At 37.7% G+C, this 20917-nt stretch carries 15 protein-coding genes and 1 pseudogene; 7 read left to right on the top strand and 9 right to left on the bottom strand.

Features of this window, described 5'->3' with window-relative positions:
- The first annotated feature begins 378 nt into the window (after nt 1-378).
- Nucleotides 379-2592, top strand: coding sequence for an ATP-binding protein (locus tag EHQ70_RS18030; RefSeq protein ID WP_135588784.1), 2214 nt, complete (start codon nt 379-381; stop codon nt 2590-2592).
- Between the two features lie 44 nt (nt 2593-2636).
- Here the strand turns inward: EHQ70_RS18030 and EHQ70_RS18025 are convergent, their stop codons facing one another.
- The 3 genes from EHQ70_RS18025 to EHQ70_RS18015 form a co-directional block, all read right to left on the bottom strand.
- Nucleotides 2637-4319 carry a sensor histidine kinase gene (locus EHQ70_RS18025; RefSeq protein ID WP_135588782.1) on the bottom strand — a complete coding sequence of 561 codons (1683 nt, stop codon included), beginning with the start codon at nt 4317-4319 and terminating at the stop codon, nt 2637-2639.
- Nucleotides 4320-4454: 135 nt separating this feature from the next.
- On the bottom strand, nt 4455-5213 hold the full coding sequence (locus tag EHQ70_RS18020; protein WP_135588780.1) for a beta/alpha barrel domain-containing protein: 759 nt from the start codon (nt 5211-5213) through the stop codon (nt 4455-4457).
- 8 nt (nt 5214-5221) lie between these two features.
- Complete coding sequence (locus EHQ70_RS18015) at nt 5222-5554, bottom strand: STAS domain-containing protein (protein WP_002971981.1); 333 nt, start codon at nt 5552-5554, stop codon at nt 5222-5224.
- 60 nt (nt 5555-5614) lie between these two features.
- Between EHQ70_RS18015 and murD the strand changes: the two genes are divergently transcribed.
- Complete coding sequence (gene murD, locus EHQ70_RS18010) at nt 5615-7009, top strand: UDP-N-acetylmuramoyl-L-alanine--D-glutamate ligase (RefSeq protein WP_135588778.1); 1395 nt, start codon at nt 5615-5617, stop codon at nt 7007-7009.
- Nucleotides 7010-7053: 44 nt separating this feature from the next.
- On the opposite strand, the gene EHQ70_RS18005 is transcribed toward murD, so the two are convergent.
- The 6 genes and pseudogenes from EHQ70_RS18005 to EHQ70_RS17980 all read right to left on the bottom strand — a co-directional run bounded on the left by EHQ70_RS18005 (nt 7054) and on the right by EHQ70_RS17980 (nt 16208).
- Nucleotides 7054-9033, bottom strand: coding sequence for an HD family phosphohydrolase (locus EHQ70_RS18005; protein ID WP_135588776.1), 1980 nt, complete (start codon nt 9031-9033; stop codon nt 7054-7056).
- Between the two features lie 51 nt (nt 9034-9084).
- Nucleotides 9085-10080 carry a hypothetical protein gene (locus tag EHQ70_RS18000; RefSeq protein ID WP_135588774.1) on the bottom strand — a complete coding sequence of 332 codons (996 nt, stop codon included), beginning with the start codon at nt 10078-10080 and terminating at the stop codon, nt 9085-9087.
- The gene (locus EHQ70_RS17995; RefSeq protein WP_208729590.1) at nt 10077-12419 is read right to left on the bottom strand and encodes a tetratricopeptide repeat protein; all 2343 of its coding nucleotides are present in this window, start codon (nt 12417-12419) and stop codon (nt 10077-10079) included. The genes EHQ70_RS18000 and EHQ70_RS17995 overlap by 4 nt, the downstream gene beginning before the upstream one ends.
- Before the next feature lie 97 nt (nt 12420-12516).
- Nucleotides 12517-13911 (bottom strand): flagellar hook protein FlgE, encoded by a 1395-nt coding sequence (gene flgE, locus EHQ70_RS17990; RefSeq protein WP_100742444.1) that lies wholly within the window; start codon nt 13909-13911, stop codon nt 12517-12519.
- A gap of 116 nt (nt 13912-14027) precedes the next feature.
- Nucleotides 14028-14522 (bottom strand): annotated as a pseudogene (locus EHQ70_RS17985) (flagellar hook capping FlgD N-terminal domain-containing protein); the annotation flags it as partial.
- A 45-nt stretch (nt 14523-14567) separates the two neighbouring features.
- On the bottom strand, nt 14568-16208 hold the full coding sequence (locus EHQ70_RS17980; protein ID WP_135588768.1) for a flagellar hook-length control protein FliK: 1641 nt from the start codon (nt 16206-16208) through the stop codon (nt 14568-14570).
- 178 nt (nt 16209-16386) lie between these two features.
- Between EHQ70_RS17980 and EHQ70_RS17975 the strand changes: the two genes are divergently transcribed.
- The 5 genes from EHQ70_RS17975 to EHQ70_RS17955 all read left to right on the top strand — a co-directional run bounded on the left by EHQ70_RS17975 (nt 16387) and on the right by EHQ70_RS17955 (nt 20914).
- Complete coding sequence (locus EHQ70_RS17975) at nt 16387-17424, top strand: sulfate ABC transporter substrate-binding protein (protein ID WP_135588766.1); 1038 nt, start codon at nt 16387-16389, stop codon at nt 17422-17424.
- A 3-nt stretch (nt 17425-17427) separates the two neighbouring features.
- Nucleotides 17428-18255: a sulfate ABC transporter permease subunit CysT gene (gene cysT / locus EHQ70_RS17970; protein ID WP_135588764.1), complete on the top strand. Its 828-nt coding sequence runs from the start codon at nt 17428-17430 to the stop codon at nt 18253-18255.
- On the top strand, nt 18252-19067 hold the full coding sequence (cysW, locus tag EHQ70_RS17965; protein ID WP_135588762.1) for a sulfate ABC transporter permease subunit CysW: 816 nt from the start codon (nt 18252-18254) through the stop codon (nt 19065-19067). Before cysT ends, cysW begins: the two co-directional genes overlap by 4 nt.
- Nucleotides 19057-20121 carry a sulfate/molybdate ABC transporter ATP-binding protein gene (locus tag EHQ70_RS17960; RefSeq protein WP_135588760.1) on the top strand — a complete coding sequence of 355 codons (1065 nt, stop codon included), beginning with the start codon at nt 19057-19059 and terminating at the stop codon, nt 20119-20121. The genes cysW and EHQ70_RS17960 overlap by 11 nt, the downstream gene beginning before the upstream one ends.
- Nucleotides 20122-20188: 67 nt before the next feature.
- Nucleotides 20189-20914, top strand: a complete 726-nt coding sequence (locus tag EHQ70_RS17955; RefSeq protein ID WP_135588758.1) for a phosphoadenylyl-sulfate reductase — start codon at nt 20189-20191, stop codon at nt 20912-20914.
- Nucleotides 20915-20917: the final 3 nt, after the last annotated feature.

Below are 20917 nucleotides of genomic sequence, written 5' to 3'. Positions count from 1 at the left end.
ACTCAATCACCGTTTCACCATCATTAGGAATGTACACTCCACGTCAATCAACTATTGTAAAAATTGTCCCGAAATGATTTCTTTTTTTTCAAAATTTCTTTGTGAATTTCAGAGCAAACGAAGACTTATCAACTCATTAAGTTAAGAATAGAAAATCTAATTTACGAAAAAACGAACTATGTTTCTGCCCAGGTACCGGCAGCAAGGGAGCATAACAGATATTACGTGAAATCGTTTTCAATAGGACCAAGAAAGTTCTGTTAAAAAGATTTTATTTCCTAATTAAAGAATTATAAAATAAAACTTGACCCAAGTTTAAATAGGTTTCTCTGGATGGACTTACAGGAAATTCAAGAGAAAAGCAGGCAAGGGAGTTTTATGAAATTTATTTCCAAAACATTGTTATTCTTTTGTTTTCTATTATCCTGTGCAGGCGACAGAAACAAATTTCCTAAATTAGAAAATGGAATTTTAAATCTTCAAAATCATTCCTTTAAAGAAGTGGAACATTTTTCCTTAGAAGGAGAATGGAAATTTACACCAGGAGAATTCACTCTTCATGAAACAGAAAAAACCATTTTAGTTTCTATCCCAGAATCTCCCAATTGGAATTCATATAACCCAAATAGCGAAAAGGAAAAGATAGGTTATGGAATTGGAAGTTATCATCTCACAATCTATCCGCCCCATAACACGGAGAAGTTTGCCATTGATTTTACAATTTTATTTTCAGATTGTGAAGTGTACCAAAACAAAATAAAAATTGGTTCCACTGGATCATTAACGAATACAATGGAAGGTTTTGATATCAAACCTCACTTGATGCCCCTACTACCTGCAAACAATAACCCGATCCATCTTACTGTTTTTGTAAAAAATCGTTTTTATCCCTTAGGCGGAATTCGGATTCCTCCAAGTTTCGGAACTTATGAATCTCTGAAAACCTCTCGTGAAAAAGAAATATTAAAGGATGCCATTGTCGTCGGTGGGTTTATTTTTTTAGGTTTTTATCAACTTGGAATGCACTTCACAAGAAGGAAAATCATAGGTTCTCTTTATTTTTTTCTTTTCTGTTTTGTGATGTCTTTTCAAATTCTAGCGGCAGGATCGGAAACTTTATTTGTATTGTTTGAATCCATTCCCAGTGAAGTAGTGTTTAGGATTGATTTTTTCACACAATATATTGGTGTCATTTTGGGATTAAACTATATATATAGTTTAACGAAAGAATATATTTCAAAAAAAATCATATCTATTGCCTCGGGAGTATTAATCGTCCCTTCATTTATTTCGATTTTTGGTTCTATTTACCTAATGAGTTTCATTCACCTCTATGTTTTGTGTATAATTATCCCTATACTAGCTATTGCCTTATATTTAATCATTAGTTACATAAGAGACAAACGCGCTGGATATGTTTATCTTGGATTATCCATTATCTTAATGATTGGATTTGCCAGTCATGATATTGTTTTGTCTCTATTACACAAAACACAGCCATTTATATTAAATTATGGATTACTTCTTTTTGTTTTTTTTCAGTCGATCTTTTTGTCGAAACACATTTCGGGAGAAATTGTTTCTGCTGAATTAAAGTTTGAAGATGCCTTACACCAATTGATCCAATCCGAAAAACTATCTTCTTTGGGAGTCATGGTCGCAAGTGTTGCGCACGAAATCAATTCACCGCTCAGTGCTGTCATTATGACAAGCGACTCCATTCGTGAGCATATCGCAGATTTCTTTAGAGAGTTGCCATATTACGAACCAATCCCAAAAGACTGTTATCCAATTCTGATTTCTTTAGTGGAATTGTCTCTGATCCAAGTGGAACCACCTTCTGGGAAAGACTATCGCCAACAAAAACAGGAATTACTTAGCCATTTAGAAACCCTTAGAATCGATGATATAGAAAAAGTTTCCGAATTGTTAGTAAACTTAGGGCTCAAGGAAATTCCAAAAGATTGGATTTCTGTTTTTTCAGAAAAGAGGTCGGATTCTCTAATCACCTTAGCAGAAAAAGTGGTTATGATCTTACAAGGAACAAACACAATTCAAATTGCGGCAAACAGAACAATCAAAATTGCCCAAGCATTAAAGAATTTCACACATTTTGATCCTAAAGCTGAAAAACGATCGATCCAACTTTCTGATTCCATTCAAAATATCATCGCTGTTTTAGAAGGATATACCAAACAAGGAATTCAAATTATTACAAATTTCTCTCCAATACCACCTATTTTATGTTATCCTGATGAACTAAACCAAGTTTGGGCGAATTTATTACAAAATGCAATTCAATCTATGAATGGAAAAGGAAGTCTCAAAATAGAAATCGGACAAACTAACTTAAATGGGGAAAACTATGCTTATATTTCCATTCAAGATTCAGGAAGTGGTGTTCCTCAAGATATCATCGACAGAATTTTTGATCCATTTTTTACAACGAAACCAGTGGGACAAGGAACAGGACTCGGACTCTATATATCAAAACAAGTCATCGAAAAACACAAAGGAATCGTTGAAGTAAAATCAAAACCGGGGGATACAAAATTTGTAGTTTATCTTCCTTATTTAGCCAAGGAAAAATAAAACCACCACTACGTTTCGATTTCAATATTAGGAAGGTATTCCATCTACTTAGGATCGGGCAATCGAAAGCTAACCGTTGTTCCTTTTCCTTTTTCGCTTGTGGCCCAAATTTCACCACCATGTAATTTTATAAATTCATTACAAAGGATGAGGCCAAGACCCGTTCCCTTTTCCCCTTCTAATCCAATACTGGTTATTTGTGCGTCCACACGAAACAATTTCTCTAAATCAGAGCTACCCATCCCAACTCCGTTGTCATGACATTCCACTCGCGTCCCATCTTCATCTTGTTTCACAATGATTTTAATCTCACCATTATCATTTGTAAATTTAATCGAATTTGTAATGATATTGCGAAGGACGGTTTGGATCATTTCAGAATCTGCATAAACGTAAGCCAACTCTACAGGGATATCGACCACTATATGAATGGATTTTTTTTTGACCGAAGATTCCACTTGGTCTGTGATTTTTGTAATAAGATGGATGAGATTGATTTGTTTGGGGCGGAATGGCATATTTCCCGTTTGGGTTCTGGCCCAATCCAGAAGTTGTTCTAAAAGTCCATACAACATAGACGCTGAATTTTGAATTTCAAAAATAGTTTCTTTTTTTTCCGAGTTCGTATGAGAATCAAAGTCTTCGTAGAGTAGTTCTGTTAATTGTTTGAATGCCCCTAATGGATTTCTCAAATCATGTGCAATGATCGAAAAAAATATATCTTTGGTGCGATTGGATTCACTTAACAATTTCTCCGAAGTATGTAAGGCTTCAATGGCTTTGTTCTTTTCAAAAACTTGTTTTCTGAGTAACTTAGTTCGATCAAAAACTTTCTTTTCCAACTCGAAACGATAAGCTATCAGACGTTGGTATTGTAGAGTGATAAACTCAGACAAAATAGAAAAAGGAATGAGAAAGGATATTAAATAAATATACGAATCAAAAACACCCGGGTAAACAAATGGGCCAATTCCCATCCTCGTCATAAGGATACTCGAGAGATATAAAAGAAACACACCCAAGGTGACCCCTCGGATTTGGAATCTATAACCAAGATAAATCAAAATCAAAAAAGATAAAAAGAAAAGATATGGATAACGATAAACAATGATTGCCTGTACTAAAATAAAAGCAGTGGTCCAAAGGATTAACTTAATGGAAAAGTCTTCAAATCGAAACTTTCTCCAGGCCATAAAAAATGGGACTGTGATGAATATACCAATTGTATCACCAAAAATAATGACAATCAGCGTATGAATGATTTCAGAAAAATTTAGTTTATAAAAATATCCGAAAGTATAAAGAACTCCACCTAAACACAAAATGGAAATGACACTGGAAAGAAAAGAAACATAAGTAACAAAATAAAAATTGTCTTTTGCGGAATTTAAACTTTTACGAATTTTTTTAATCCAAAATGTATATGCTAAAGTGGATTGTAATGTGTCCACACCAGCAGTAAGACAAATGCTAAGATACAAATCGAACTGACTTAAATTATGGTGACTGCTGATCAGGCCGTCTTTATTGGAAATAAAACTAGCAAGCCAAACCACGGGCAAAAACCAATACCCAAAAAACAAACAACCGATGAGTCCAATTCCAGAGGGGATCCAGAGGACTGCCAAGTTCACTGGTTGGAACGAAAAATATTCCATTCCCAACTTGGCAGTTCCTATATAGAGGAGGAATAATATGAAACCCTTTAGGAATTGCTTCCAGTTCATGCGGATAGAATAGTGGATGGACAATTGGAGAAAAGCGAAATTATCTTTCAAATCCCTTAGTCTATCTAAGGGATACCCCAAATGAAAGGATCCATTTTCGACTGAAATACTTGGATTGTACTAAAAAAATTGAAATTAATTTCCTGACAAAAGAGACTTAAAATCACTGGCAATGTCTTTACTTTTCATAAAATATGTGCCAACTAACATAGAATCTACAATACCTCTGTATTTTTGCCAATCAGCATAACTTTCAATTCCTGATTCAGCCACGCGGATGATGGAGCTATCTAATTCGGGAGCAATTTCCTCTATTAGATTTTTATGAATTTCGAATGTATCTAAATCTCTTGTATTGATACCGATGGTGGTTGCCCCTGCATCCAGTGCTGTTTTTACCTCTTCTCGATTGTGTGTTTCCACAAGGACAGAAAGACCCAAACTCTTAGCATACTTATGTAAGGAAGTTAGATCTTTAGGAGAAAGTATTCTTACGATGAGTAAAATGGCAGAGGCGCCATAAGAATAGGCTTCGTCAATTTGGATCGGATCAATGATAAAATCCTTTCTGATCACAGGGATAGAAACTGATTCTGCTACTGATTTGAGATCGTTTAAGGATCCAAAAAAATATTGGGAATCGGTAAGGACAGAAATGGCACCGGCACCCGCAGATTCATAAATGGAAGCAATTTCTACAGGAAAATAATTGGGTCTAAGGATTCCGGAACTAGGGCTTCCTTTTTTGCACTCAGCAATGACTGAAATGGAATTTGTTTTGAGGTGTGATTCCCAAGGTCGTATAGGAATGATACGAGGAGGAAGGCTCTTCCCCCTAACCACACGAATCTCCTCGTGTTTGGTCTCTACAATCTTATGTAATACAGGATTCAAAAACCCACTTAAAACGCTTTTAGCGCAGCGTCTTCGGAATCATAGATATCAAACAGAGAAGTGAGTTCAATGACGTCAAAGATACGTTTGACTGCAGGTTTGATGTTGGAAATTTTTAAGGAACCCTCTTTGGAATTCAATTTGCGGAGCGTGGAAATACAAGCTCGGAATCCAGAGGAAGACATATATTCAACGTCCTTCATGTTTAGAAGAACCTTTCTATGACCAGCATTGTCGATGAGTTCCATAAGGCCCTCTTCCACTTCATTTGCCACAGAAACGTCCAATCGACCTTCCAGATATACAACCAGTTTTCCGTCTTTCACTTCGTGTTTCAGCACCGATTTACCCAACCTGATATGATTTTACAAAATCATCGTATTTTAGCGGAGTGTCAATCAATGTTTTCTGAAACCATTCCAACACAAATCGACCTCGGCCAGTTCCATAAATTCCTTATTTTAGGAGGGGGTTCCTCAGGAGATTCCTCTGCCAAATTATTATCTTCTATTGGAAAACACTGTATCTTAGCAGACAAATTTCCAGAAAGAGCCAATGCCCAATTGTATACTTCTGTTTTGTCAGACAATCACCCACAGGAAACATTAGAGGGAATCGATTGTATCATCAAAAGCCCTGGTATCCTTCCTGATCATCCTATCTTAGAAGAAGCGAAAAAAAAAGGACTTCCGGTTCTAAGCGAAATTGCTTTGGCTCGAGTTTTTTACAAAGGCCCTGTCATTGGGATCACGGGAACCGATGGAAAGTCCACGACAACAGCCCTTACCTATCACATTCTAAAATCAAAATTTCCGAATTCAAAAATGGGAGGAAATATTGGAGTTCCTTTTACTTCTTTTTGTTTGGAACCTTTAGATTTAGTTGTATTGGAACTTTCTAGTTATCAATTAGATGACTCACCTAACCTTAGCTTAACTGCATCTGCTATTTTAAATTTGGCATCTGATCATTTAGAAAGACATAAAACCATGCAAAATTATGCAAAAGCAAAATGGAAAATTCAAAACTTAAGTGACCCAAATCATATATCCTTTGTAAGTCCGAACTTTCTAAATTTTTTGGAAGATAAAATTTTGGATCATTCCAATTTAAAATTAATTGGTGAAAATCAAAATTACTTTGTGAGTTTAGAACCGAATTTAGTTCACACTCCCAATCATATTTATGACACATCCAAGTTTCCACTCAAAGGGAAACACAACTTAATGAATTTATGTTTTGCTATTGCCCTTAGTGAAACTATGGGAATGGATTGGAAAGAAATCCAAAATGGGTTTGAATCCTTTACTGGACTTCCACACCGATTCCGAAAGATGGACAGTTCTGAATTTCAAAATTTATACCGGAACATTCAATTCATCAATGATTCCAAATCCACAAATTTACATTCCATGCTTTCAGGGATTTCTGGATTCAAAAAAGGAGATGGATTGTTTTTGATTTTGGGAGGAATTCCCAAAACAGAACCAATTGATCCATTCTTAAAACGATGGAAAGAATTGGAATGTCCGATTTGGGTTTATGGTAAGGCGGTTGATGTTTGGAAATCAGAATTTGATATAAGTGGATTTCCAGTTCATTATTTCCCTGATCTACCTTCCCTGCTAAAAGAATTAAAAAACAATATCGATTCTGTATTAGAAAATAGTAACACAGATCAAAACAAAATCCAATCTGTGATTTTTTCACCAGCAGGTGCCAGTTTTGATTTGTATAAGAATTTTGAAGAAAGAGGAAACCATTTCGAAGAACTCATCAAACAAACATTTGGTTGATGAACAAAAAAAAGATTGTATCCTTCTTCTTTATGAAAACAAATTTATCTTTTGTGTAAAATTCTTTCGTAAGCTTTACTACCGATAAAGATATCCAAAAGATCGCCATCGATGTGTTGGTCTCTGACTTCCATTTTTAATATATCAAAGGCCCGCTCCAAAGGAACTGCTTTTTTATAAGGACGGTCTTGGTCCGTAAGAGCATCAAAAATATCCGCAATGGCCATCATCTTGGCTTGGACGGGAATTTCAACGGCAGACAAACCTCTCGGATATCCAGATCCATTTAGTTTCTCATGGTGGCCATGAGCAATAGCAGGAACCATTTTGAGTTCACGAGTCCAAGGGATTTTGGATAAAAATTGAAACGTATGTTCCACATGAGATTCTATTTCTCTTCTCTCATCAAAGTCCAAAGAACCACGACGAATCGATAAAAAGTTAAACTCACGAGGCATCAGTAAATTCAACTGGTTCCCCTCTGTTGTATGATAACTCATTTTGGAAATCTCTTCTAAAAAGTTAGAATTTCCTTCCTCCAAAATGGAAGGTTCATTCGATTCGGAAATGACTCGAACCATTTCTTCTAATTTTTCTTTTTCTAAATTGTATTCCAGTTGGATTGATTTATCAAACTCTGCATAACCATTGTTACCGTGTTTTTTAAGGTATTCAATTTTCTTATTATAAAGATTTGCTTCCACATCTTTTAAAATAAATTGAAACCGCCAACGAATTAAATCCAATTCGTAGTCTTCTAATTTTTTGGCTTTGACAAGAACCTTTTCCCGAACCCCAACCTTACCAAAATCATGAAGAAGAGAGGCATACCGAATTTCTTTTACTTGTGATTCATTAAAATGAACATCCTTAAATCGTCCGGCTTGGATTCCATTTACAGACTCGGCAAGCCCCACTGTGTACTGAGCCACACGAAACGAGTGACCGGATGTTGTTGGATCCCTCGATTCAATCGCCGAAACACTAGCAGTCACAAATCCTTCAAACAAGGTTTCAATATCATGAACCAAATTGTTGTTTTGAATTGCAACAGCGGCTTGTCCTGCCACGGCCATCACCAACTCTTCAGAATATTTATCATATTCTAAGATGGAATTGGTTTTCATTTCCTCTAAGGTTAGTTTGGTTTGAAAATTCTTCTTTCGATTGATGAGTTGGATGACGCCCACAACTTCATCATGGTGATCCTTCATAGGAACCACGAGCATAGACTTTGAATAATAATTACTCATTTTATCAAAATCACTGTTGAATTTGTATTCTTCGCTACCGGACAATTCGTACACATTTTGGATATTGAGTTGTTTTCCAGTAAAGGCTACGTAACCAGCGATACTCTTTTTATTGATGGGTAAAATAAATTCATCGGAATTCAGATCTAAGGCCGAAATTTTAAATCTTAAATTTCGCAGATTCCCTCTTTCATCCTTTTCCACCAAATACAAGGAACCCGAATCGGAATTAGAAATTTCACGAGCTGAATTCAAAATATCACGGAGCAATTTAGTGAAATCTTTTTCGTTGGCGAGACTGATTCCAATCCTTGTGAGTTTGGAAATTTCGTTAGTGGATACATTGATCCGTTTTTGGAGTTCGAATTTGTCCACAACCATCTGAAGGCTAGTGAATGCATTGGCGAGGGCTTTGACCAAAAACACAAGCGGAGCATCATCAGGAACATTCGTAAAAAATAAATCTTCCTCAATGTTTAGGGCGATGTATCCGGTATAATCAATAGGTGCTCGAACAATAAAGCTCGACATAATGGTAGGATGGTTCTTTAAGAATTGGTGGATCTCTTGGTGTTTGGATTCTAATTCATACCTTGAGATATAGAACAATACTTTGGCGATACGACCATGGGAATCGGTTTCAATTTGATCCAGATCGGCTAAGGTCAAAACCTTTGCTTTGATCTTTTTGGTATAATCGGCAATTTTGCCTTCAAAAAAAGGGTCGTCCGTGATGATGAATTGTGTATCCGGAGGTTTGGTCACAGGCATACTATCGACATGAAAAAATCGACTGTCGATTGTTTTTTTGTAAAATTAATCTTACTTTTGTTTGTTTAGAAGGATGATCCCAAAACAGAGAGAAGAGACCAAATAAAAACTCAAAAAATACAGAACTTGGACTCCTAACAATACATAGGGTGCGTGTACCCACTCGTTTGGTTCTGTGAGTAAAAAAGGAAGGAAAATTCCGAGAGCTGATGGATAGAGAAAGGAAACCACCCCTCGAATTCCGGACTCCGACCAGGACAAGGATGACAAATAGGAATACAGTAGTCTCCCAAAAATCCCAGAAAGGATGGCCAAAGGCAGAACCACCACAATTTCAGTTCCCAAACAGGAAGAAAATGCTAAGCCGCCAATCCAAATTCCGATTTCCGATTCAGAAGAGACGGTTTCTTTTTTGAATTTCGAAACAAATAAAAACCCCAAAAAAGAAGAAACCCCATAGAAAAGGATCGCAGAGACTTGGTTGTAAAAGTTCACATCCGTTTTCCATGGAGACAAAATGAGAAACGCGGCCGGTAAAAAGCTTAAATAAATAAAACGGGAGCTATCATCGCCTAACCCTCGCTTATCTCCCAAATCTTCATTCCAAAACATTTCCCGTGTCCAAACAAAAGCACCAAGTGCGATCGCAAATGGTAAAATAAAGGTATTATCTTGGACTTGGATGGTAGTCTGAAAGAAATGAATTCCAAAAAGTAAAGAGACCCAAAACAAATATAAAAAACTAGAAACCAAAATCCGGCGAACCGGTTTTAAAACGAATATCCTTTCTTCTAAAGAGGAATAGGATAAAAATAACAATAAATTACTTTTTGTGATATAAACAAAGATAGAATCTGTATTCCAAAGTTCAGAACGGATTCCCCATTTTTTTAATGATTCAACAATGATAAATCCAAGAACAGTGAGCATTGTCCACTGAAAGAGCAAATCCTTACGTTTCCATTCTTCGGAGATTCTAGTTAGAGTATGGAACAAAAAGAAACCGGAAAGAATACAAAAAAGGAATTCTGTTTCGAATAAATTCATAAGTTTACTTCCTCACTGACAGTAAACGGCAAGATGGAATACGGCGGTTCTCCGTTCCGATCCAAACTTTGAAAGTTATGATGGAATCCTCTGATGGATTGATTGCCGATTAGAATGAATTTTTCTTTTCCTGCCGGCTTTAAGAGGATGGTTCTGTTGAAAAAATACAATACTGGATTTGTTTTTAATTCTTTACCAATGTTTTGAAAATGGGGAAGAATTTTTGTATAAGGCTCATAAATATCAATAGAGTTTGCTGCGCGAATGATGATGGTTTTTCCTTTTAAGTTAGGAATTGGCCGATTTCGAAGGATCCAATTATTCGGATCGGTATAAACAGTTTGGAATTCACCCACTCCATCAGCAGAAAGAATTCGAATGTTTGGAAAAGCATAAAGCCTGTCTTTTAATTCCGGTTTTACTTTTTTTAAAAACAAATCTACTTCCCCAGGTAATTCCCATAAAACAACTTCCATACCGGAAAAATGTTTGGCAACGGCAAGAGAGGTAACACCTGGATATTCGGGATGGTTTAGAGCAGGGCCAATATCAAAAAATACAATTTGATTTCCTTTTTCAAATCGTTTCAGATCACCAAACAAGGTTTTGCGTAAGGCAGACATTGGTTTAGATAGAAACGCTTTTGTATTTAACAAATCATCCAAAAACAAATTGGTGTCTTCTAGTCTATTTTCATAGGTTCTGGCACGAATTTCTTCATCTTGTCCATTAAACAAATAACGACCCGTATAAGAACGGATTGTTTTTTCTTCTAACTCGGTAAAGGAGTTGGGACTAAGGGAATCCCAGGTATAAGGATAAATGGGTTTTCCAATTTCAAAACGATCGTTAGTTGGTAAGTCAACAATTTGTCCATAAGGGGATAACCTTGTGTATTGTTTGTAATAACTTTCCATTTGTTCCGTGTTGTTTCGAAGTTTAGAAAGAAGAGCCAAATTAAAAAGCGCATATCGATGATAAGGTTTTTCTTCTATTCCATAAATGGATTTGGCTTGGACAAAGGATTCCCAAATAGATTTTGCAATGCTCCATTTCCCAGATTTATAAAGAGAGGCCGCATATAAATTATAAGAATACAAGGCGATGTCATGGTTGGCATACCCTTCCTCCATAATAATTTTCCTTTGGTCTTGTAACAAAGACAAGGCAGCGGTGTAACGACCTAAATCATAATATACTTTTGCTAAGTTAAAATCCAAATAGAGGGAATGAATTCCCTTAAATTGTCCTCGAATGGATGATAATTCATAGGAAGCAAGTTCTGCTTGAGAAAGATCATAAAGGAGGAGGCCATAAAAATAGGAGTTTTCTACTGAATTTGGATCTAGTAATAGACCTAAAGTATCATATAGTTTTTTGGCAGAGGTTAAGTAATAAACAGCTTCTTCTTTTTTTCCATCGAGTACAAGTGCTTTTCCAAGCGAAGAAATGGTGTCTGCATAATCGCTATGAAATACGGATTTAAGAAGTTCTCTTTCTTTTCGTGCAGCACTTGCGTATTCTATAGTTTTACTAAATTCTTTTTTTGCGAAATAGAACTCAGAAATGTTTTTTGCAACATAGAACCTTGTGTATGGGGAAAAATTGGAGTTTCCACCGACACTACGCCAAATCTCTTTCAAAGATTCCTCGGTTCTTTTTTCTAAACCTATACTAATTTTGATGAATTGTAAATACTCTGAAGGAAAATCCAAAGTTTTTAATAGAGAGTTTTTTTCATCCAAGGATAACTTGGGATCATACTCTGATAACCGAACAAACTCTGATTCGGAAAGGAATTCATCGGCAGATGGAATTTTCCATTCAGGAGAACGTTTCATCAAACGATGCAAACGAATGGTTTCATCCAAAAGATGCGTTTGGGATTGATAAATGACAGAAACTAATTTTCCGCGTTCTTCATAAGGAAGAAATGCCGACTGACCAGTGTATGTTGATTTTTGTTCGACTGCTTTTAGTTTCGGAGTGAATTCAATCCCCTTCTCTTTCCATTCCAAAGATCCAAAAAAAACAAAATCGGCCCTTAGTTTTTTAGCTAAGGAAAGAGAATTTTCTTTTCCTAGATAAACTCCCCCAGTGACTTTTTGAAATTCGAAATCGATTAACTCGGCAAGGATCTTTAAGGTTTTGGGGTCAGATTCTTTTCCCTTAATTTCAAAGTCTCCTAAACTAAAAAAGGAAACGGATTCAGGTGATTCATAAGTAACCGGCAAGGATTCTTTTTTGATCGCATTACGAATCGAATAGTATAACGGTGCATAGGCGACAAACGCCAAAAGGGAAAAGGTAAGGAGGGTATTTTTTTGAAAGCGGGACAAGTTCAGCAAATTCTAAATAGTTTGGTTTGACCCAGTTTTATTAGAATTTTGCAGAACTCAAGGAAAAAACGGGGTTTCCCCCGTTCGATCTAAAATCTTATCGTTTGAGACCTAGAACTTCCTGGATCATTTGGTCAGAAGTCACGATGGTTCGGGAGTTGGCTTGGAATCCCCTTTGGGTCACGATCATATCTGTAAACTGATCAGAAAGATCCACGTTTGACATCTCAAGGAGTCCTGCGTTGATTTTTCCACGACCTTGGCTTCCTGCTTCCCCAATGTTTGCATCCCCTGAGTTCAGAGAGTAACTATACATTGTGTCTCCTTCTTTATTGAGACCGGCTGGGTTTGTAAAGTTCGCAAGAGCAATCCTTGCAAGTGGTTGGCGCACTCCATTGGAAAATACTCCCGTCACAGTTCCTGTGTTGTCGATGGAGAAAGATTCCATATATCCCATTGGATATCCATCTTGTTTCACAGCTTTCGTTGTAAAATCAGAAGAGAACTGAGTGATCCCACCCACAAGACCTGCTTCCCCTAAATTCAAACTGAATTTTTGAGCCGTTGGATTTCCTGGAATTCGGAAGGAAATATCTGCTTTTAGTTTTCCTGTGGTTTGAGAATCCACACCGTCAGAAACAGAGATGATTTTTCCGTCTGGAGTGAAGGATACTTCGAGCTCTTGGTTTCCAGAAACTTTTGTGTTCTCTCCACCGGTTCCACTTACGTCTACAGATACTTGGCTTGAGTCTTCCAATTTGAAACGCATCTTCCATACGTTTTCTCTCATTTTGTAAAACTCCACTCCCATTTGGCGAGTGTTTCCAAGTTCATCATAAACATTAATTGATGTTACATGGCCTCTTCTTTGGCGAGGGTCTGGATCATTGATATAACGTTGGATGTCTTCTTCTGTTGCGTCAGAAGGAACTGCTGCAACACTTGCATTGAGGTTGGATTGAAAATCTACGTTCTGAGTCGCACGAGCAGGTTCTTTGGAGTAAAGAGGAATCATGATGTCTTCCAAAGATCCAGCGGAGTTGATGTATTTGTTTCCACCATCATCCAAACGAGAGTTCCAACCTTGTACTTTCAAACCGTTGGCAGGGTTTACATAAAATCCGTTTTTATCTACGTTGAAAGCACCAGCGCGAGTATAAAATTGTTTGTCTCCATCTTTTACAACAAAGAAACCTTCACCTGATACGGCAACATCGGTATTCTTTCCTGTAGTTTGTAAAGCACCTTGAGTCATAATTTTATCAATAGCAGCAATGAGGGAACCAAGACCCACTTGTTTCGGGTTTGTTCCCCCGATTCTTTCGTTTGGTTCAGAAGCACCTTGTAACTCTTGCGAGATCATATCTTGGAAGGTAACTCGCTCTGTTTTAAAACCGTGTGTGTTCACGTTGGAAATATTGTTACCAATAACATCCATTCTTACTTGGTGGTTTTTCAATCCGGAAACTCCGGAGTAAAGTGATCTCATCATAACGTTATATCCTCTCTTTTTCTATCGACCTTTTTTGATTAATCCTGATAAGCTTCTTGTTTTTTTAATGTATTATTCGGTGCTTCAATCGCATTTGCCGGACGTTGGAATTCTGGCTCTGCTTTGAGAAGTGACGGATCAGAAATCAAATTGATTTTTGCAACATCAAGCATCCTTCCATTCACACGAACGTAGGTTTTCCCTTCGTTATCAAAAAGAATGGCACCGGCAAGTCCTGTCACATCTTCGCCAGTCACAAGATCTGGACCTGATACGATTTTGCCTACTACCGAATAACTTTGTTTAGATTCCATTCTGGCAATTCCAGAAGAAATGTTTTTCATTTGTTCGAGGGAAGAAAACTGAGCCATTTGTGCAATGAAGTCTTTGTCTTGCACTGGGTTTGTTGGATCTTGGTGAGAAAGTTGTGTGAGAAGAAGTTTTAAAAAATCATCTTTTCCTAGTTCTTTTTGTTTCTCACGAATTTCGATTCCTTTCAGACCACTTGTTTCCTCTTTTTCTAACTGATCCAAATGTTTACGAATATTGAAAGTTCTATCCCCTTCAAAGTATTTCGTTCTAGCTGAGTTTTGTGTCGATATGTCTTGCATTCCGTCTGGCATGGGATCCTCTATTTTTCTATATTTCCTAATGATTTATGCAAAAAACTCATATACTTTGGTTTCTTCTAATTCTTCAGAACCAAGTAAGTCAGAAGATTCTGCAAGTCCCAAAGAGTTTTCGCCGTTTCGGAATTTAGCGGCATCCACCATAGTTTGGTAGAGTTCATTTTGTTCTTTGCGATCTGTCAGTCCACTCCCATCATCCCATAAATCAATGATGAGCGCTTGTAAGTCGAGGCCTGATTCTTTTAAATTTTCTTTAATGGTTTGGATTTCATTTTGCAGAGATTTCTGAAGTTCTTCCGACTCTACAAGGATTCGGCCTTCTACCTTCTCACCATCCACAGTGACTTTTAAAGTAAGTCTGCCATATTCTTTTGGATTCATTACGATCTCAGCACTTGACTTTCCATTTTGAACAATGTCAAAACGTGCTTGTTTGATGAGTTCGTCGATGTTCTGTTTGAGATTTGTTTCTTTAGGTTTTGTTTGTTTTTCTGTAGAACGAATCTCTCCAGCTTTTTGTATGGATTTGGATTCTAAGGAAGTGAATGTAAATCCTTGTTTAGTCCCTCGTTCGTCTGAAGAACGGCCACCCTCTTCCCCTGATTTGGAAGAAGTTGCTGTTTGGATATTGGGAACTAAATTCGCTTCTACAGATTTTTGTTTTTCAGAAGCCGAAGGAATTTTAGAATCTTGTTTTTGAAATTCTTTATCTTTCACCCCGAGAGAACGGATCATTTTATCTGAGTTTAAAGTTTGATTCGATTTTTCTTGTTCCGAAGAAATTTCTCCGTTTTCAGAACTATTCTTGGATGGTTTGTTTGTTTTTGATTTTGTATCGGTTTTTCGAACAGAATGTTCGCCGGGAAGTTCTGTTACTTCTACTTTAACTTCTTTTCCTTTGGCAAATACCAAATCAGAAACAACGGAACCCGAATGGATGGATTCTTTTTTCACACCAAAGGATTCTGGTTTTTCATTCCCTTTTTTATTTTCTACAGGTTTCTTTTCCGCTTTGGGAAAAAGAACTAAATTAGAATCTTTCTCCAAAGGCATTTGCGATTTTGAAAATGCCGAATCATTTGTTTTGGTGCCTTTTTCCGTTTGGAAAAAATTCATCGCCAATTTTTTAGCTTCATCGATGAAGGCACTTCCCTCTTTAGGAGAATAAGCTGTTGTTTTCTCCGCAGATTTTTGTAAGGAAAGTAAAACTGTTTTTTCTTTACTAGCGAGTTCATTCAGTTGGTTGGCAGAAACCATTGACCGGTCCCAATCAGCATGGGAAGTTACAAGGCCAAGGCTATATTCCAATGCATCCCTATCTAAATCTTCTTCTTCAGTGTATTCATCTGTTTCTTCCGATGATGCCTGCTCTTTGGTAGCTGTAGTTTCACGAGAAGATTCTGACATTGAATTTAATTCTTGTTTGGTGGAATCTTCCGGTTTAGAAACTTCCGAAGGAGAAGATGTTTCTTCTTTTTCTCGCCCGAGTGTTTTGTATTCAGAACCAGGTAGTTTTTTTTCTGAATGCACTTGGAATTCTCGTTCCAGAATTTCCCCAAAACTTTCCCGCACCGCCATGGAATGGTTTTCGGAACCATTGGATTTGGAAGACTTCCAATCTACTTGGGGGAATTGAATTACGTTTTGGTTCGGGACTTTTACGTTCATAGGGTGCCTTCTCCCTTAAGGATCGAACTTCCCCAGATAACCTTTAGAGAATTATCTTCTTCCTTTTCTGGTTTATGTCAAAAAGGGAAAAGTTCCGGTTTTACGAAATAAATTTCGTTTGACGGATATCTGTTAAATTGGAGGATGGGTTTGATTTATTAAACAAAAGGACGCGAAAATGAAAAAAATTAACCGAATTTCGAATCTAAAACCAACAATTTCTGCAATATTGTGCATTTTATTAAGCTTTGGAGCTCTCTCCTCCCTAGCTGCAGAATCCACTTTCCTCCATGTGTCCTTTGACCCTACGAGAGAATTGTATGAAGAAATTAACAAAGCTTTCCTAAGCCAATGGAAGGCCAAAAAAGGAAATGAGTTTGCCATCCAACAATCCCACGGTGGATCAGGAAAACAAGCTAGAGCCGTGATCGATGGACTCGATGCTGACGTAGTGAGTCTTGCACTTTCCTACGACATTGATAGCATCTCCGCAAAATCAGGGTTAATTGATGCAAATTGGCAAAAAAAACTTCCAAACAATAGTGTTCCTTACTACTCAACCATTGTATTTTTAGTTCGTAAATCCAATCCAAAAAAAATCAAAGATTGGGATGATATCGTAAAACCAGGAGTTTCCATCATCACTCCAAACCCAAAAACAAGTGGTGGTGCACGTTGGAATTATCTAGCGGCTTATGGCTTTGCAAAACGCAAATACAAGTCTGACGAAAAAGCAACAGAGTTTGTTAAAGCACTATTCAAAAACACATCTGTTCTTGATACGGGTGCTCGCGGATCCACAACAACTTTTGTTCAAAGAGGAATTGGTGATGTTCTCATCACTTGGGAAAATGAAGCTAAACTTTCCCTTGATGAAGAAAAAAGATCTGGCAAAAGCACTTTAGAAGTTGTTTATCCTTCGGAATCAATCAAAGCAGAAACTCCGGTTGCTGTGGTTACCAAAACTGCTACAGAAAAAGGCAATTTGGAAAAAGCGACTACATATCTAGAGTTTCTCTACACAAAAGAAGGGCAATCAATCATTGCTAAACATTTTTTTAGACCGACTGACGCGGCTGTCGCAAAAGCTTCTGCAAAAGAATTTCCAAACTTAAAATTATTTTCCCTATCCGATTTAGGGGAAACTTGGGATTCTGCACAGAAAAAACATTTTGCAGATGGGGGCGTCTTTGATGCCATCTACAAAACTCAATAAAATATGTTAATAGAAACCCGGCCGTATAAAAAAATACATTTTGGAATCAGTTTAGGACTGACAGTTTTTTACTCGTCCGCGGTTGTCATCATCCCACTTCTAGGACTTTTTTTCCATTCCCTCGGGATTGGAGTTTCAGGAATCCTAGAAGTGTTTTCAGACGAAAGAATTCGTTCCGCACTATTTTTAAGTTTTAGTGTGGGCCTTGTTTCAGCACTCATCAATCTCTTCATCGGATTTTTATTTGCTTGGGTTCTTGTCAGATACAACTTTCCTTTTAAAAAATTACTCGATACCTTAATCGACTTACCGTTTACTCTCCCCACTGCTGTTGCAGGAATTGCACTTACTACAATCTATTCTCAAAATGGAATCATTGGATCCTACTTTGACAAATGGGGAATCAAAATTGCGTACACTCCTATTGGGATTGTCATCGCTCTAGTTTTTATTGGATTTCCTTTTGTCGTAAGAACAGTCCAACCAGTCATCGAAGAATTACCCAAAGAACTAGAAGAAAGTGCACGTTGCCTTGGTGCCACACCATTCCAAACTTTTTATAAAGTATTACTTCCTGAACTTTGGCCTTCCCTTCTCGCAGGAACAGGAATGGCTTTTGCGAGAAGTATTGGTGAATATGGATCTGTTGTTTTTATTTCCGGAAACATTCCAGGAAAAACTGAAATCCTTCCCCTACTCATTGTCACCAAACTAGAACAATACGAATACGAAAAAGCAACTTCCATTGCTCTTGTGATGTTACTAACTTCCTTTGTTTTTATGTTTTTGATTAATTTACTCCAAGAACGGGCTTCCAAAAAATTATCATGAAAATCAAAATTATACCCATTTTTCTGGTAATTTTAGCTTACTTCCTTGCTGGGATCATCCTTCTTTTGCCAATTTATACTGTGTTCTCGGAAGCGTTTTCAGAAGGTTATGAGAAGTATATCAGCTCCATCACTGGAGAATATGCACTTTATGCCATTGGACTTACAGTCAAAGTTTCTCTCGTCTCTGTAGTATTAAATACTCTCTTTGGTGTGACTGCTGCCTTTACAATTACGAGATTTAACTTTCCTGGGAAAAATATTTTAGTCACCATTATCGATAGCCCCTTTGCCGTATCTCCTGTGGTTTCTGGTCTTATCTTTTTATTGTTATTTGGAAGACAAGGTTACTTTGGTGACTTTCTTACCGCGCATGGAATCAAAATTGTTTTTAATACACCGGGTCTTATCCTTGCGACTGTATTCATTACCTTTCCTTTTGTTGCCCGGGAACTCATTCCACTGATGCAAAGCCAAGGGAGAGAGGAAGAAGAAGCAGGGATGTTACTCGGTGCAAGTTTCTTTCAACTTTTGAGACGTGTCATCCTTCCCAATATCAAATGGGGACTGTTATACGGAATCATTCTTTGTAATGCAAGAGCCATGGGTGAGTTTGGAGCTGTGTCAGTACTCAGTGGTCATATTCGAGGAAAAACAACCACTCTCCCCCTCCACATAGAAATGTTATACAACGAGTTTGATTCGGTAGGTGCTTTTTCTTGTGCCACGTTACTAGTGTTTCTCTCTCTACTCACTCTCATCTTTAAATTGATTTTGGAAAAACGAACTGCGAGCAGAAAAAATGCCGATTGAAATTAATAACGTAAATAAAACCTTTGGGTCGTTCACCGCACTAAAAGAGGTCAACCTCTCCATTCCAGACGGAGAACTTGTGGCTCTCCTTGGACCTTCCGGTTCAGGAAAAACAACCTTACTCCGAATCATCGCCGGACTCGAAGAACCATCTTCGGGAAAGGTGGAGTTTGTAGGAGAAAATCTATCCACCTCCAAAATTCAAAATGGAGAAGTGGGTTTTGTTTTCCAACACTATGCCCTCTTTCGCCATATGACCATTGCCGAAAACATAGCCTTTGGATTGGAAGTAAGACCAAAAACATCCAGGCCATCGAAAAAAGAAATTGGGGAAAAGGTTTCTAAATTACTCACACTCATCCAACTCGAAAAGTTTCATAACCGATACCCACATGAATTGTCTGGAGGCCAACGCCAACGAGTGGCACTCGCTCGTGCCCTTGCCATCGAACCAAAATTTTTATTACTCGATGAACCTTTCGGAGCCCTTGATGCCAAAGTCAGAAAGGAATTACGGAACTGGTTACGAAGACTGCATGACGAAATCCACATAACAAGTGTTTTTGTAACTCATGACCAAGAAGAAGCACTCGAAGTGAGTGATCGGATTGTTATCTTAAACCAAGGCCAATTGGAACAGGTAGGAAGTCCAGACGAGGTGTATAACAAACCTAAATCCCCTTTTGTTTTTCATTTCCTCGGAGACGTGAATCTTTTCCATGGTCGCATCGAAGAAGGGACAACCAAAATTGGAAACTTGGCTCTCGACAGTTCCGAACACCAAGATGTAAAGGAATCGGTAGCCGTGGCTTATGTTCGTCCTTATGATGTGGAAATTGTGAGGGAACCTGACCAAGGGATCGCAGCGGAAATCCAATACATCCATTCTACGGGAAGGAATGTGCGAGTGGAACTCAAACGAGTGGATACAGGCACTCTGATTGAATCCGTTCTGGAACAGGAAACCTATCGTCTTTTGAACCTTTTGCCCGGCGAGACGGTCTATTTAAGGATAAAAAAAGCAAAAGTATACGTAGAAGACTTCTCTATCTAGTATTTTCCGCTAATATAGTTTACAAATCGTCCAATATACAAAACATTGGACGGTAGGATTGGAAAAAATGGGAAATTTGGAAGTTTTGACAGAAACCTATACCTCCCTCTCCCTAGAACAGGGATTAAGGCAACTTAGTTTGGATTTTCCAGGCAAGGCTGTGTTCACTACCAGTTTTGGATTGGAAGACCAAGCCATCACTCATGCGATTCTCGCAAACAAAATCGACATTCGGATTGCCACTTTGGATACCGGGCGACTCTTCCAAGAGACCTATGATGTTTGGCAAAAAACAAACATCCGTTATGGGGCAAAAATTGAAGCCTTTTATCCAAACGAGAAAGAAATCCAAGGTTTTGTAGAAGAGAATGGACCGAATGCATTTTATGATTCTTTAGATTTACGAAAAGAATGTTGTCGGATTCGCAAACTCGTTCCTCTTGATGCCATTTTAAAAGACACAGAAGTTTGGGTGACTGGACTTCGAAAAGACCAATCAGGATTTAGAACCGAAATGTCTATTTTCGAATCGGATCCCCAAAGAAATTTAATTAAATACCAACCACTACTTTTATGGTCCTTTGAAGATACTTGGAAGTATATCAGAGAACACAATGTACCATACAACCTATTACACGACAAAGGTTTTCCAAGCATTGGTTGTGCACCTTGCACCCGTGCCATTGAACCAGGAGAAGACTTTCGTGCAGGTCGATGGTGGTGGGAACAAGAATCTAAAAAAGAGTGCGGCTTACACTGGGTAGACGGCAAACTCACACCGAAAAAAGGATAATAC

This window comes from Leptospira congkakensis (genome assembly GCF_004770265.1).
Taxonomy (GTDB): domain Bacteria; phylum Spirochaetota; class Leptospiria; order Leptospirales; family Leptospiraceae; genus Leptospira_A; species Leptospira_A congkakensis.
This window is presented reverse-complemented; position numbering and strand designations above follow the sequence as displayed.